This window comes from Microbacterium sp. 1262 (genome assembly GCF_040544895.1).
In the GTDB taxonomy this organism is placed as follows: domain Bacteria; phylum Actinomycetota; class Actinomycetes; order Actinomycetales; family Microbacteriaceae; genus Microbacterium; species Microbacterium plantarum.
On sequence record NZ_JBEPKU010000001.1, the window covers coordinates 2,773,021 to 2,786,900 of the forward strand.

11 protein-coding genes are annotated in these 13,880 nt (G+C 70.0%); 7 read left to right on the plus strand and 4 right to left on the minus strand.

Translation table 11 applies throughout. From position 1 onward, the window contains the following. Positions 1-6: 6 nt before the first annotated feature. Positions 7-753, minus strand: a complete 747-nt coding sequence (locus tag ABIC53_RS13195; RefSeq protein ID WP_354451814.1) for an EI24 domain-containing protein — start codon at positions 751-753, stop codon at positions 7-9. Positions 754-864: 111 nt separating this feature from the next. On the opposite strand from ABIC53_RS13195, the gene ABIC53_RS13200 reads away from it, so the two are divergent. Continuing rightward, on the plus strand, positions 865-2,211 hold the full coding sequence (locus ABIC53_RS13200; RefSeq protein ID WP_112615305.1) for an APC family permease: 1,347 nt from the start codon (positions 865-867) through the stop codon (positions 2,209-2,211). Here ABIC53_RS13200 and ABIC53_RS13205 read toward each other — a convergent pair. Next, positions 2,196-2,966, minus strand: a complete 771-nt coding sequence (locus ABIC53_RS13205; protein ID WP_274179191.1) for an IclR family transcriptional regulator — start codon at positions 2,964-2,966, stop codon at positions 2,196-2,198. The genes ABIC53_RS13200 and ABIC53_RS13205 overlap by 16 nt on opposite strands. Positions 2,967-3,128: 162 nt before the next feature. Between ABIC53_RS13205 and ABIC53_RS13210 the strand changes: the two genes are divergently transcribed. The 5 genes from ABIC53_RS13210 to ABIC53_RS13230 all read left to right on the plus strand — a co-directional run bounded on the left by ABIC53_RS13210 (position 3,129) and on the right by ABIC53_RS13230 (position 10,715). Continuing rightward, the gene (locus tag ABIC53_RS13210) at positions 3,129-4,064 is read left to right on the plus strand and encodes a carbohydrate ABC transporter permease (RefSeq protein WP_023953611.1); all 936 of its coding nucleotides are present in this window, start codon (positions 3,129-3,131) and stop codon (positions 4,062-4,064) included. Continuing rightward, positions 4,061-4,969, plus strand: coding sequence for a carbohydrate ABC transporter permease (locus ABIC53_RS13215; protein WP_269268368.1), 909 nt, complete (start codon positions 4,061-4,063; stop codon positions 4,967-4,969). Before ABIC53_RS13210 ends, ABIC53_RS13215 begins: the two co-directional genes overlap by 4 nt. A 28-nt stretch (positions 4,970-4,997) precedes the next feature. Then, the gene (locus ABIC53_RS13220; protein ID WP_274179192.1) at positions 4,998-6,284 is read left to right on the plus strand and encodes a sugar ABC transporter substrate-binding protein; all 1,287 of its coding nucleotides are present in this window, start codon (positions 4,998-5,000) and stop codon (positions 6,282-6,284) included. Between the two features lie 91 nt (positions 6,285-6,375). Next, a complete protein-coding gene (locus ABIC53_RS13225; RefSeq protein ID WP_274179193.1) occupies positions 6,376-8,631 on the plus strand; it encodes an FAD-dependent oxidoreductase in 2,256 nt (751 codons plus the stop codon). A gap of 29 nt (positions 8,632-8,660) precedes the next feature. Beyond that, positions 8,661-10,715: an alginate lyase family protein gene (locus ABIC53_RS13230; protein WP_354451818.1), complete on the plus strand. Its 2,055-nt coding sequence runs from the start codon at positions 8,661-8,663 to the stop codon at positions 10,713-10,715. A gap of 105 nt (positions 10,716-10,820) precedes the next feature. Here ABIC53_RS13230 and ABIC53_RS13235 read toward each other — a convergent pair whose 3' ends face one another. Continuing rightward, entirely contained in the window at positions 10,821-11,843 is a 1,023-nt protein-coding gene (locus ABIC53_RS13235) for a zinc-dependent alcohol dehydrogenase family protein (RefSeq protein WP_274179195.1), read from the minus strand. An 87-nt stretch (positions 11,844-11,930) separates the two neighbouring features. On the opposite strand from ABIC53_RS13235, the gene ABIC53_RS13240 reads away from it, so the two are divergent. Beyond that, complete coding sequence (locus ABIC53_RS13240; RefSeq protein ID WP_274179196.1) at positions 11,931-12,920, plus strand: bile acid:sodium symporter; 990 nt, start codon at positions 11,931-11,933, stop codon at positions 12,918-12,920. On the opposite strand, the gene ABIC53_RS13245 is transcribed toward ABIC53_RS13240, so the two are convergent. Further along, positions 12,903-13,877 carry an intradiol ring-cleavage dioxygenase gene (locus tag ABIC53_RS13245; protein ID WP_274179197.1) on the minus strand — a complete coding sequence of 325 codons (975 nt, stop codon included), beginning with the start codon at positions 13,875-13,877 and terminating at the stop codon, positions 12,903-12,905. The genes ABIC53_RS13240 and ABIC53_RS13245 overlap by 18 nt on opposite strands. Between the last annotated feature and the right edge of the window lie 3 nt (positions 13,878-13,880).

A 13,880-nucleotide genomic window follows, 5' to 3' on the forward strand; every position in this document is an offset into this window, starting at 1 on the left:
GGGACCTCAGTCGTGCGCGTCCAGCACCGTCCGCGCCAGCCAGGTCGAGCCGGCGACGGCGGCCGGCATCGCGACGACGGCCCCGAGCGGAACGAGGAAGCACAGCTGCGTAGCCACGCCGAAGCCCAGGAACCGGGCGCGGTGCGTACGGCGGAGACGGCGCCGGTCGGCGGCCAGGATGCCGCGTGCGGACAGGGCGCGCGAGGTCAGCTCATCCGCGAGCAGCCAGCCGGTGAGCGACACCGCCGTGACCGACCCCAGCACGCCGCCGATGACGGGGATGAGGCCCACGAGGGCTGCGATGACCGCCGCGAGCAGACCGCGGGCGATGAGTCCGACCGCGTCGCCGACCGAGCGCCAGAATCCGCTCTCGCTGTCGGGAACGGGACCGCCGAGGTCGGCTTCGGCGGCTCGCCAGATGCGGTCGTAGAACGGCTCACCCACCATGAGGGCGAGCGCCGTGAACGACACCGCGACGAGCACGATCGCGCCGCCGAGCACCGCGGTGCCCGCGGCGACGCGCACGAGCGTCGCCCACAGCTCGGGCCATGCGTCGGCGAACGGGGTGAGGGCGTCGACGATCTGAGACAGAAAGGCGCCGAGCGCGATGAGGCCGCCGAGCAGCACGAGCCCGACGATCGCGGCGGGGATCAGGCCGAGCGCCATGACCCCCGGCCGGCGCGACCAGAAGCCGAAGCCGCGCGCGAGGTCGGCGGCGCCGCGGAGGAACGAGCGAGCGGGGGCATCGGACATGTCTCACATCCTGCCTGTATCGGGCGCCGCCCCGTGGCAGGTGCACAATCACAGATCACGCGCCGACGCCAGGGGTTGTCGGAATTCGGGGTGAGGCGCTGAAGTGATGCGATGACCAACGACACCAGTGCGCCGATCGCCGACGATCGGCCTGGACTGAAGCGGGCCATCGGAACCCCCCTCCTGTTCGCCTTCATCGTGGGCGACACCCTCGGCGCCGGCATCTACACGCTCGTCGGAACGATGGCGACGGACGTCGGCGGTGTGATCTGGCTGCCGCTGCTGATCGCGCTCGTCGTCGCGCTGCTCACCGCCGGCACCTACGCGGAGCTGATCACGAAATACCCGCACGCGGGCGGCGCCGCCCGTTACGTCGACAAGGCGTTCGGCATCCCGTTCCTGTCGTTCCTCGTGGGCTTCCTCATGATGGCGTCGGGCATCACGACGGCGGCGGCGCTCGCGAACGCGTTCGCGGGCGACTACTTCGCCGCGCTCTTCGACATCCCGCCGATCCCCGTGGCGATCGCCTTCATCGCGGTACTCACCCTCATCAATCTGCGGGGGGTGCGCGAGTCGCTCGCCACGAACTTCGTGGCGTCGATCATCGAGGTCTCGGGCCTGGTCATCGTCATCTTCGTCGCGGCGATGGTCTTCGCCGGGGGCGGTGGCGAGCCGGCGCGCATCTTCGAGTTCGCCCCGGATGTGCCTCCGCTGCAGGGGGCGTTCGCGGCATCCATCGTCGCCTTCTTCTCGTTCCTCGGCTTCGAGGCGGCGGCCAATATGGCGGAAGAGGTGAAGAACCCGTCGAAGTCGTACCCGCGAGCCCTCTTCGGCGCCATCATCACCGCGGCGGTCGTCTACCTGCTCATCGCGATCGGCGCCGTCATCGTCGTGCCGCCGGCCGAGCTCGCCGAGTCGACCGGCCCGTTGCTGGATGTCGTGACCGCGAGCGGCGTCGCCATCCCGCCGTGGCTGTTCAGCCTCATCGCCCTTGTGGCCATCGCCAACGGTGCCCTGCTGTTCATGGTCATGGCCAGCCGCGTGGGCTACGGTCTCGCCGAGTCGGGTCTGCTGCCGCACGCCTTCGGCCGCGTGCTGTCGAAGCGCCGCACGCCGTGGGTCTCGATCCTCGTCGTCGCCGGTGCCACGATGCTGCTCACGGTCCTCGGCGACATCGGAACGCTCGCCGAGACGACGGTGCTGCTGCTCCTGCTGGTCTTCCTGTCGGCGAACATCAGCGTCCTGGTGCTGAAGAAGGACAAGGTCGAGCACAAGCACTTCTCGGTGCCCCGGGTCGTGCCCGTGCTCGCGATCATCGCCAGCGTCGTGCTGCTCACCCAGCAGACGGGGCCGGTGTGGCTGGGCACCGCCGGTTACATCGTGGTCGGGACGATCCTGTTCTTCATCGCGCGGGCGGGGCGTCGCCGCTCGGACCGCAAGGCTCAGGCCGGGCCCTGATAGCCGAGGCCCGAGCTGATGCGGTCGGCGGTTTCGACGACCGTGCGGCCCAGCTCCGCGCCGCGGGCCTCGAGATCGATCGCTGTTAGCGGACCGGAGACGGATACGGCCGCGACGATCTTCCCGCTGCGGTCCAGGATCGGCGCGGCGGTCGAGGCCCGTCCGAGCACGAACTCCTCGACCTCGATCGCGTAGCCGCGTCTCGCGGTCAACGCGACCTCGCGGTCGAGCGCTTCGTGCGTCGTGATGGTCGCCTCGGTGAAGCCGGGCAGCTCCGGCAGCAGTCGCAGGCGCTTCTCGCGATTCGTGCCGATGAGCGTGGCCTTGCCGATGCTGGTCGCATGCAGCGGCACGCGCTGCCCCATCAGCGTGTGCGACTTCGGTGACAGCGGCCCTTCGAAGTTGCAGAGGTAGACCAGCTCCGCGCCGCGGAGGAGGGCGATGTTGACGCCGAGACCGATCTCTCCGGCGAGGCTCTGCGCGATCTGACGGCCGACTCGGTGCACCCGGTTCTGATTGATCGCGATGCCCGCGAGGGTCATGAGCTCGGCGCCGAGGAAGTACAGCGACGTCTGCGGATCGCGCTCGACCAGCCCGCCGGCCTCGAGAGTCGCGAGCAGGCGGGACGCGGTCGACTGACCGATCCCGGCTTCGCGCGCGACATCGCTCACGCGCATGGGTTCACCCCCCGAGAAGGTCTCGAGAACCGTGATCGCCTTCTCGACGCTCTGATTGGCGCCCTTCTCCGCAGCCATGCTTCCTCGCTTTCGCCGCCGATGTCCGTCACCCCATTATGCACATAGTGCATGACAGTTGCGCACTATGCGCACGTCGTGCACTCTGAGTTCGGCGACGCGGATAGTCGCCACCCCCGGGAGTCGCAGACGACGGCCCGGACGACGAAACGAAGGACGACGATGACCTCTTCGAGCGTGACCGCTCACGAGAGCCCCGGGCGGGGCCGACTCGGCTCGCGGCTGAGCGAGCGCACCTTCCTGGTCTTCCTGCTGCTGCCCGGGTTCGTGCTGCTCTGCGCGATCGTGCTCTACCCGCTGCTGCGGTCGCTCGTCTCGGCGTTCTTCGACGAGAATCTGCTCTATCCGGGCATGGAGTTCGTCGGGCTCGAGAACCTGTCCGCCGTCCTCGCAGATGACTTCGGTCGGCTCGTCTGGCAGACCCTCATCTTCACCGTGGGCGCGACCATCGCGCCGTTCCTGATCGGGCTCGCGCTCGCGCTCGTGCTGAACCAGCGCTTCCCGGGCCAGCGCATCCTGCGGGGCGCCTTCCTCATCCCGTGGCTGATTCCCGGGGTCGTCGTCTCGTTCCTCTGGATGTGGATCTTCGACGCCAACTACGGTGTGCTCAACGGCATCCTCATGAGCCTCGGCGCCATCGACAGTCCGGTCGCCTGGCTCTTCCAGACCGACACTGCTCGTGGCGCGCTCATCATCGCGAAGACGTGGAACACCTTCCCCTGGGTGATGGTCATGCTGCTGGCCGCACTGCAGACGGTCCCCGGCGAACTGCACGAGGCGGCCTCGATGGACGGAGCCGGAGTCGTCCGCCGATTTTTCGCCGTGACGTGGCCGCACATCCGCGGCGTCGCCGCTCTGGTCGTGCTGCTCGAGTTCATCTGGAACTTCCAGCACTTCGACACGATCTTCGTGCTGACCGGCGGCGGTCCCGCGGGCACCACCAGCACTTTCGCCACCGAAGTGTACGACACCGCTTTCCGCGGTTACGACCTGGGTCACGCCGGCGCGCTCGGCATCGTCTGGATGGCGCTGCTGACGGTGCTCGTGGTGGTGTACGTCTGGCTCTCCGAGCGCGGCGAGAAGGAAGGCTCACGATGAGCACCATCACCCCCGTTCCCACGCCCGCACCCGCGGCATCTCACTCGGCCGCCCCGGCGCAGCCGGCTCCGACCCGCCGCCGACGCGGTCGCATCCGCTGGGGCATGTGGACCGCGCTCGCGGTGATCGTCCTCTTCGGCTTCGCCCCCGTGTACTGGCTCCTCGTGACTTCGCTCACCCCGAGCGACCGCGTGTTCGCCTTCCCGCCGTCCCTCTTCCCCACACAGGTGACGTTCGAGCACTACGCGACGGTCTTCGGCAACGAGCAGATCTTCGGCTACCTCCGCAACAGCGTGATCGTGTCGGTCGTGACCGCCGTGCTGTCGGTCGTGGTGTCGATGTACATGGGATACGCCTTTTCGAAGTATCGCTTCGCGGGCCGCAAGTCGCTGATGTACTTCGTGCTGTCGAGTCAGATGTTCCCGCAGGCGCTGCTGCTCGTCACGCTCTACCTCGTCTTCGCGCAGTTCGGTCTCCTGAACACCTACCTCGCGCTCATCCTGTCGTTCACGACCTTCACCCTGCCGCTGTGCGTCTGGATGCTGAAGGGCTTCTTCGACGCGCTTCCCGACGACCTCATCGAGGCGGCGCGCATCGACGGCGCCGGTCCGTGGCGCATCTTCCACTCGGTCGTGTTCCCGCTGGCGGCGCCGGGGTTGGTCGCGGCCGGCCTGTTCGCCTTCGTCCGCGGGTGGAACGACTTCATCTTCGCGCTCACCCTCGCCGGGCCCGATCGGCAGACGCTGCCGCCCGGCCTCGTGAACACCTTCATCTCCGAGGCCAGCACCTCGTGGCCCGCGCTCATGGCGGCATCCCTCGTGGTGTCGGTGCCCGTGTGCGTCGCGTTCATCCTGCTCCAGCGCTTCCTCGTCGGCGGCATCACCGCCGGCGCGGTCAAGGGCTGATCCACCCACCCGATTCGAAGGAGAATTCATGGTCCAGGACATCTCGCGGCGCACGCTGCTGCGGTACTCGGTGTTCGGCATCGGCGGCGCCGCCGTGCTCGGGCTCGCCGGCTGCGCCCCGGGAGATTCCGGTGCGCCTGCCGCGACACCCGGCGGCGGCACCGCCACCGACTTCACATTCTCGTCGTGGAGCCTGTCGGAGGAAGCGGCGAAGCCGGCGATCGAATCCGCCCTGTCGAGCTTCCGACAGGCGGAGGGCATCGAGATCGACACGGTCGCCTATCCGTACAACGACTACCTCAATCAGCTGACGCTGCAGGTGCGAGGCGGTCAGTTCGCCGGTGCCGCGCAGCTCGACGTCGCCTGGCTGTCGGCGCTCGCCGCGCTCGGGAAGCTCACCGACCTGTCCGCGTTCACGCAGGGCAAGGGGTACACCGACGCCGCACTGGGGGCGGGCAAGTCGGACGGCAAGCAGCTCGGACTGCCCTGGACGATCGGCGCCGTCGGCCTCATCGGCAACGCCGAGCTGTTCGACCGTGCCGGGGCGTCGCTCACCCCCGCCACGATCGAGGAGTTCGAGGAGGGCCTGCGTGCGCTCAAGGGGATCGGGGTGATCCCCTACGCGGCGAGCACGAAGGCCGCGCAGCTCAAGGACATCGTCGTGTGGATGCAGACCTTCGGATCGCCGATCGTCGACGGCGACGAGTCTGCGATCGGAGACGAAGCGTCGATCAAGGCCGTCGAGTGGTACAAAAAGCTCTACGACGAGGGGCTCATCGCCCCCGACGTCGACCGTGCCGCGGCGCGAACCCTCTTCGCCCAGGGATCGACCGCGCTTTACGACGATGCCCCCGTGGGCAAATCCGCCGTGCTCTCGCAGTCGCCCGATGCTTCGCTCGGCGACAAGATGACCCCGATCGCGCGGCCGGTTCTCAAAGCCGGTCAGACCCCGCAGCATGTCCTCTGGGGACACCTGGTCGTCGTCGTCGACGGCGACGGGGCGCAGACCGCCGCCGACTTCGCGTCGTGGCTCACCAGCGACACCGCGCAGAGCGAGACGTACTTCACGGCGCTCGGTCTGCCGCCGACGACGGATGCCGCTCTTTCGTCGGACGCGGTCACCTCGAACGCGTTCGTCGAGGCGTTCACGTCATCGATCACCGCGACGGCGAAGCCCAGCCCGCTGTGGAAGTACCCGGCGTACGGACAGATGGAGACCGCGATCGCCGAACAGGTGCAGGCGGTCCTCATCGGCCAGGCCCAGCCTGGGGCGGCGATGAAGAGCGCGGGGGAGGCGATCTCCCGCCTGCTCTGAGCCCGTCCGTCCCACCGCTCGACCAGACCGTCGTCCGACCGGCGGGAGCCGTCTCGCTCCCGCCGGTGATCCCCCCTGCCCTGAAGGAACCATGCGCACTCAGAACATCGAATCCGACATCACCGTCGTCGGCGGCGGCCTCGCCGGCGTCTGCGCGGCGATCAGCGCCGCGCGGCTGGGGAAGCAGGTGGCGCTCATCGGCAACCGGCCGGTGCTGGGCGGCAACTCGTCGTCGGAGGTGCGGGTATGGGTCGTCGGCGCGACGTCGCACGGAATCCAGCGGTTCGCCCGCGAGAGCGGCGTGATCGGCGAGCTCTACGTCGAGAACCAGTACCGCAACCCGGAGGGGAACCCCATCATCTGGGACGAGGTCGTGCTCGACGCGGTGCGGGCCGAGCCCAACATCCGGTTGTTCCTCAACACGGATGTGCGCGAGATCGACACCGACGACGTCGACGGCGAGCGGGTCGTGACGGCTGTGCACGGGTGGACGATGGGCTCGGAGATCGCCACGACGTTCCGGAGCCCGTACGTCCTCGACTGCACCGGCGACGGTCTCATCGGGTACCTGGCCGGCGCCGACTTCCGGATCGGTCGCGAGGCCCGCGGCGAGTTCGGTGAGGCGTGGGCGCCCGAGACGGCCGATGACGAGCTCCTCGGCTCGACGATCCTCTTCTACACGAAGGATGTGGGACGACCGGTCGACTTCGTCGCGCCGGACTCGGCGAAGGACATCACGGCCACCCCGATCCCGACGTCGCGGATCCTGCGGTCCGGCGACTCGGGCGCGCACTACTGGTGGATCGAGTGGGGCGGCCACCTCGACACCGTGCACGACAACGAGGCGATCCGCGACGAACTGCGCTCCGTCATCTTCGGCATCTGGGACTACATCAAGAACTCGGGCCGCTTCGACGCCGACACCCTCGATCTCGAATGGGTCGGCACGATCCCGGGCAAGCGCGAGTACCGCCGATTCCTGGGGGACCATGTGCTGACCCAGAACGACATCCTCGATCAGGTCGACCACCACGACGCGGTCGCGTTCGGCGGCTGGTCGATCGACCTGCACCCGGTCGAGGGCATGTACGCCACCGAGGCCGGGGCTCACCAGCGGTACTCGAACGGCATCTACGGCATCCCGTTCCGCAGCTACTACTCGCGCAACGTCGCGAACTTGCTGGTGGCGGGGCGCGACATCTCGGCGAGCCATGTCGCGTTCGGCTCGACCCGTGTCATGGCCACATGCGGCGCGGGCGGCGAGGCGGCGGGAACCGGAGCCGCGCTCGCGCTCGACCTCGGGGTGCGTCCGCGCGCGCTGGCTGCCGACCACGCCGACGAGCTGCGTCAGGTGCTCCTGCGCCAGGATGCCTCGGTGTTCGGCGTGCGCAACACCGATCCGGCCGACCTGGCGCGGCAGGCCCGCGTATCGGCGTCATCGGTGGCGACCACGCTCGACCCCGTCGAACTCGTGCCGGATGCCGCTGTCGCCGAGCACCCGCTCGACTCCGACCTCGGCGTGCTCGTCCCGGTGGACCCGCAGCTCGACGGCGTCGACGTTCTGCTGAAGGTGGCCCGCGCTGCCACCCTCACCGCCGGGCTGTGGACCACCGGGCGGCGGCAGAACGCGGTTCCCATCGACGAACGGATGCGGGTCTCGGTCGACGTGAGGGCAGCCGCCGACCCGCAGTGGGTGCGGTTGCCGCTCGTGTGGACTCCGGATGAGCCCGAGAACGTCGTCGTGGTCCTGGGCGCCGATCCCGATGTGAGCGTCGTGCTCGCCGAGGCGCAGGTGCCGGGAGTGCTGACCCTGCCGCACCGACCTCAGGCCGACGGTGATCAGAACGTCGCCGTCGACGAGTCCGAGAGCGTCATCGCGTGGCCGGCGATCCCGATGCGAGGACGCACGCCGCGCGTGCGCCTGCATCCCCAGACGTCGGCCTTCGCGGCCCAGCAGGCGGTCGGCGGCTATCAGCGGTTCTTCGGCGGTCCGAACCTGTGGATGTCGCGTCCCGACGACGCGGCGCCGCACCTCGCCCTCGCCTGGGATGACGAGCAGTCGATCACGGCCGTGCGACTGGTGTTCGATGACGACACCGACGTCGAGCTCAACACGCTGCATCACCACCGCACGCCCGACCGCGTGTTCCCCGAGCTGGTTCGCGACTACGTCGTGGAGACCTGCGGCGCCGACGGCGTCTGGGTCGAACGGGTCAGCGTGACGGCGAACCGCCGACGACAGCGTGTTCACGACGTCGAGGTCGACGGGGTCAGGGGCCTGCGGGTGCGGGTGACGGCCACGAACGGTGCCGCGCAGGCGCGGATCGTGTCGCTGCGCGTGATGTGAACACCGAAGACCCCGACGAAAGGTACGACATGAAGAATCGATGGAGATTCTCGCTCGCTGTGATCGGAGTCGTCGCGCTCGCGATACCGGCTCTGCCCGCGGTCGCCGCTGCGGCCCCGTCCGCGACGATCGAGGACGGGTTCGACGAGCTGACTCCCGACTGGCTGCCCGCAGCCGGAACATGGGAGGCGGCGGACGGCGTCGCCAGAGTCGTGCAGCCGGGGGCGTCACGCGGGTCGATCCTGGCGCTGACCGGCCGCGGCCTCGACGGGGAGGCGACGGCGACGGTGACCTTCGCCTCTGCGGGCGGGGGAGCCAGCGCGTGGGCGGGCTTCACGGTGCGGCGCACCGGCACGGCCGATGACTACACGCAGTCCGGTTACACCGTTTTCGTCCGCAACAGCGGCGAGCTGGCGGTCATCCGCGCCGCCGGCGACGGGCAGGTCGCCGTGCTCGGCACAGCGCAGACCGATGCCCGCCCCGGTTCCGGCCCGGTCACGGTCACGGCGTCGCTCGACGGCGAGCGGATGCGGGTCGGCCTCGGCGACGTCGGCGAGGCGACGACGCTGATCGATGTCACGGACGCCGCCTTCTCGGGCAGCGGGTTCGCGCTCGCGGCGCATCGCGACGTCCGGATGTCGGTCGACTCCGTGCAGCTGTCGGGCGTCATCGACCGCGCTGAGCCAGTGCCGACCGACTGCGTCGGCTGGTCGGGTGCACCGGTGACGGATGCGGGTCGCGGCGAGGTGCTCGTCAGCGACGCACGCATCGAGGCGGTGTCGGCGCGCATCGCGGCGGGGGAGCAGCCGCAGACGTCTGCGTACGCGCGTCTGCTCACGGCCGCCGACGCGGGTCTCGAGCGAGCACCTGCTCCTCCGACGACCTTCTTCGTGCCGTTCTTCTACAACGATCCGACCGCGCACCGTGGGGCGCGGGACGGGCTGCAGAACGACGCGAACACCGCCTACGAGCTCGCATTGGCGTATCGCCTGTCGGGTGATGCCCGCTACGGCGCGCACGCCGCGCAGTTCATCGATTCCTGGACCTCGACGGTCGAATGCGTTCGCACCCGTGAGGACTCCGCGCTCGCCTTCAGCTACCACTTTCCGGCCTTCGTTCACGCCGCGGAGCTGCTGCGCGGCACGTCCGTGTGGAGCGCGGCATCCGAGGCCGTGTTCGCCGGCTTCCTGCGTGAGACGGCGACGCCGGTCGCGGCGTCGATCCTGCATCGGACGAACAACTGGGGCAGCTGGGCCCTCGAGACGACGACCGCCGTCGCGGCCTACCTTGACGACGAGGCGGAGCTCGCCGCTGCGAACGCGCGCGCCGTCGAGCTGCTCGAGCACCAGATCGACGAGAACGGGCACCTTCCGGAGGAGGTCGACCGGAACAACGGCGTCGGCGATCACGGCATCTGGTACACCCACTTCTCCCTGCTGCCGCTCTTCCTCGTCGCCGAGACGCTGTCGGCGCACGGTTACAACGTGCACGATCACGTGAACGCTCACGGGCGCGGGCTCGCGGATGCCGCGGACGCCGCGACGGGGTGGGTCGCCGACCCGGCATCCTTCCCCTACTACACGGGCGACCCGGCGAAGCTCGCGAACGTGCGCACGATCGATTACCTGCGTGACGCGGGGTTCACGGCGCACAGCATGAGCTACTTCGAGCTCGCGCAGAACCACTTCCCGACCGACGAGCGCGCAGCGCTGCTGGCCGAGGAGGGGCCCATGACGACGATCCACTCGGCGCCGTACCTGAGCCTCACCCACGGTGGACTCGCCGACGTCACGGCGGCTCCCGGCGAGGGTGAGCCGGGCGCGGGTGAGCCGGGTGCGGGAGAACCAGGAGGGGGAACCCCCGGCGACACGGGTTCGCCGGGAGGCTCGTCGGGAGGGTCGTCGGGCACCGGTCCGGCCGGGGCGCCGGGCGGTAGCTCGGATGCCCGGGCGGTCGGCTCGCTCGCGGCATCCGGTGGTGAGGTCTCGCCCGCGCCGCTGGCGCTCGCGGCAGGGCTGAGCCTCGTCGGCCTGCTCCTCATCGTCGCCCGGGTGCGCCGGCGAGCGGTCACGACGCGGCGCTGAGCCAGGTCTGCCGCGGTCCCGCATGCAAGGGATCGCGGCAGACGCGCCGTGCCGGCGGCATCCTCGACGGCGTGTCGGATCGGATGCCGTGCATCCCGGTACCGGTCAGAGCGTGAGCAGCACCTTCGTCGCGCGGCGCTCGTCCATGGCCCGGTAGCCTTCGGCGGCGTCGTCGAGGGGCAGGGTCAGGTCGAACACGGCACCCGGGTCGATCGTCCCCGACATGATGAGGTCGATCAGTTCGGGCAGGTACTGCCGCACCGGGGCGGGGCCGCCGTGCAGGTGCACGCCCGATCCGAAGAGCTCGGCGCCGGGCAGCTCGACGTCGTGCGAGACGCCGACGTAGCCGACGTGGCCGCCGGCGCGGGTGGAGCGGATCGCCTGCATCATCGATTCCTGGGTTCCGACCGCCTCGATGACGGAGTGCGCGCCGAGGCCGTCGGTGAGCTCCTTGATTCGCGCGACGCCGTCGGCGCCCCGCTCTTCGACGATGTCGGTGGCGCCGAAGCGGCGGGCGAGGGCCTGGCGGTCGGCGTGACGCGACATCGCGATGATGCGCTCGGCCCCGAGCTGCTTGGCCGACAGGATGCCGAGAAGTCCGACGGCGCCATCGCCGACGACCGCGACGGTCTTGCCGGGGCCGGCCTCTGCGGCGACGGCGGCGAACCAGCCGGTGCCGAGCACGTCGGATGCCGCCAGGAGGCCGCGGATCTGGTCGTCGGTGGGCTCGCCCGGGACGACGACGAGGGTGCCGTCGGCGAGGGGCACGCGCAGGCGCTCGGCCTGCGAGCCGAGGCGGCCCATGGGAACGCGGTCGACGCAGTGCGACTGGTAGCCGTCGCGGCAGATCTCGCACGTGTTGTCCGAGGCGATGAACGAGCCGACGACGAAGTCGCCGACCGAGAGCCCGCTGACGTCGTCCCCGATCTGCTCGACGACGCCGACGTACTCGTGCCCCATCGGGATGGGACGCTCGATGGGGTCCTCGCCGCGATAGGGCCACAGGTCGGAGCCGCAGATGCAGGCCGCGGCCACCCGGATGACGGCATCCGTGGGCTTCTCGATCGTCGGGTCGTCGCGTTCCTCGACGCGGACGTCGCCGGGGGCGTGCATGATGACTCCGCGCATGGTGGCTGTCCTTCCGTAGCGGTTCTCCCATTCCACCTCATGCGACGGCTGCCGGGGTGCTTCTGGCCTCCGGTGCGGCATGCTGGCATGATGCGGGCGCTCGCGGTGATCGAACGGCACCAAGCGGCGATGTTCCTGGTGGCGCTGGTCGTGGGCGGGGTCGTGGGGCTCGCGATGCCGCGCTTCGCTGAGGCGATCGAACCGGCGCTCACCCCCGTGCTGGGCGTCCTGCTGTTCCTCACGTTCCTCTCGATCCCGCTCGTCGGGCTGCGGGAGGCCGTCCGTGACGCACGGTTCATCGGGGCCGTGATGGTCGCGAACTTCGTCGCGGTCCCGGTGGTCGTGTGGCTGCTGTCGCGGTTCGTCGCCCATGACGCGGCGCTTCTGCTGGGCGTGCTGCTGGTGCTGTTGACACCCTGCGTGGACTACGTCGTCGTCTTCGCGGGCCTCGCTGGAGGATCGCGTGAGCGGCTGCTGGCGGCGACGCCGCTGCTCATGATCACGCAGCTGCTGCTTCTGCCCGCGTACGTGTGGGCGATGGCCGGGGGCGAGGCTGTCGCAGTCATCGATCCGCGCCCGTTCGCCGAAGCGTTCGTTCTGCTCATCGTCGTTCCGCTTGCGCTCGCCGCCGTCGCGCAGGCGGCAACGCGCCGTTCGCCGCGCGTCGGGTCGGTGTCGTCCGGGCTGCTGCGTGCCATGGTGCCGGTGATGATGCTGACGCTATTCGTCGCGGTCGCCTCGCAGACGGCCGCGGTCGGGGATGCGATGGTGTCGCTGGCGCCCGTCGTGCCGATCTTCGTCGCGTTCGTGCCGTGCGCAGTGATGGTGGGGATTGTCGCGGGCCGTCTGGCCGGACTCGATGTCTCGCGCCGGCGGGCGGTGGTCTTCAGCACTGTGACGCGCAACTCTCTCGTCGTCCTGCCGCTCGCACTCGCCCTGCCTGCGTCATTCGCGTTGACTCCGCTCGTAGTGGTCACGCAGACGCTCGTCGAGCTCGTCGCGATGGTTGTGCTGGTCGCGGTCGTGCCCCGGCTCATGCGCGGCCGCGGCGCGCAACGGTCAGGGTCGGCGGGGTGAGACCCCGCCCGGAGCGGCGCCCGCCGCGGGGGTCGTCGTCGTGTCGACTCGAGCGGTGAGCGAGACGACGTATCCGGATGTCGTGTCGCCGGTGACGGTGGCCAGCTGGAGGGCGCCTGCATCGTCGCCGAACACGTTGTCGGAGGCGAGCGAGACCTGCGCAAGATTGCGCGCGGAACCGCTGTAGGCGGGGAGCGCGTAGACGGTGCTGCAGACGTCCCCGGGGAGGGCGACCTGTGACGTCGCGATGGCATTCGCGGCGTCGGTCATCGCCGCCGCGTCCGGGTAGACCTCGAAGTGGATGTGCGGCCACCGGCCCGTGTAGCAGGCGGGAATGATCGAGGTGAAGGTGACGACGCCGGACGCGTCGGAGACCTGCACCCCTCGCAGGTAGGTCTCGTTCTCGATCCCGTTCGAGTACATCGAGTACCCGCCGTCGGCGTCGCAATGCCACACGTAGACGGCGGCCCCGGCGAACGGCACGTCACCTCGAGCGGTGTCGAGGATCGTGAGCCGGAGGGTCATCGGCACGCCGTCCGCGGTCGCGCCGCCCTCCAGGGACGATCGGATGTCGCTGCGGACGATGCCGGAGCGCTCGAGGATGTCGGGCCCGTTCGAGCCGTCGCCGGGGTAGGGGCCGGCGGTCTCGTCAGGGATCTCGCCGGCGGGCAGGCCCGAGTTCGCGACGGCTGTCGCGGACGGTGTTGCGGTGGGTGTCGCGGTCGGTGTCGCCGTGGGTGATGCGGCGGGCGAGGCCGTCGCCGTGGGAGTGCAGGCCGCGAGAGCCGCGGCGCCCAAGCCGAGGCCGGCGAGGCTCAGCATGGAACGCCGGGTCATCAGCGTGCGGATGTCGAACGGGGCGCCCTGATCGACGACCTCGTCGTCGGCGCGGTCGAGCAGGCGGCCCTCGTAGGCCGGTCCCGCGGGCGTGTGATCGGGTTCGGGGATGCGGCTCACGTC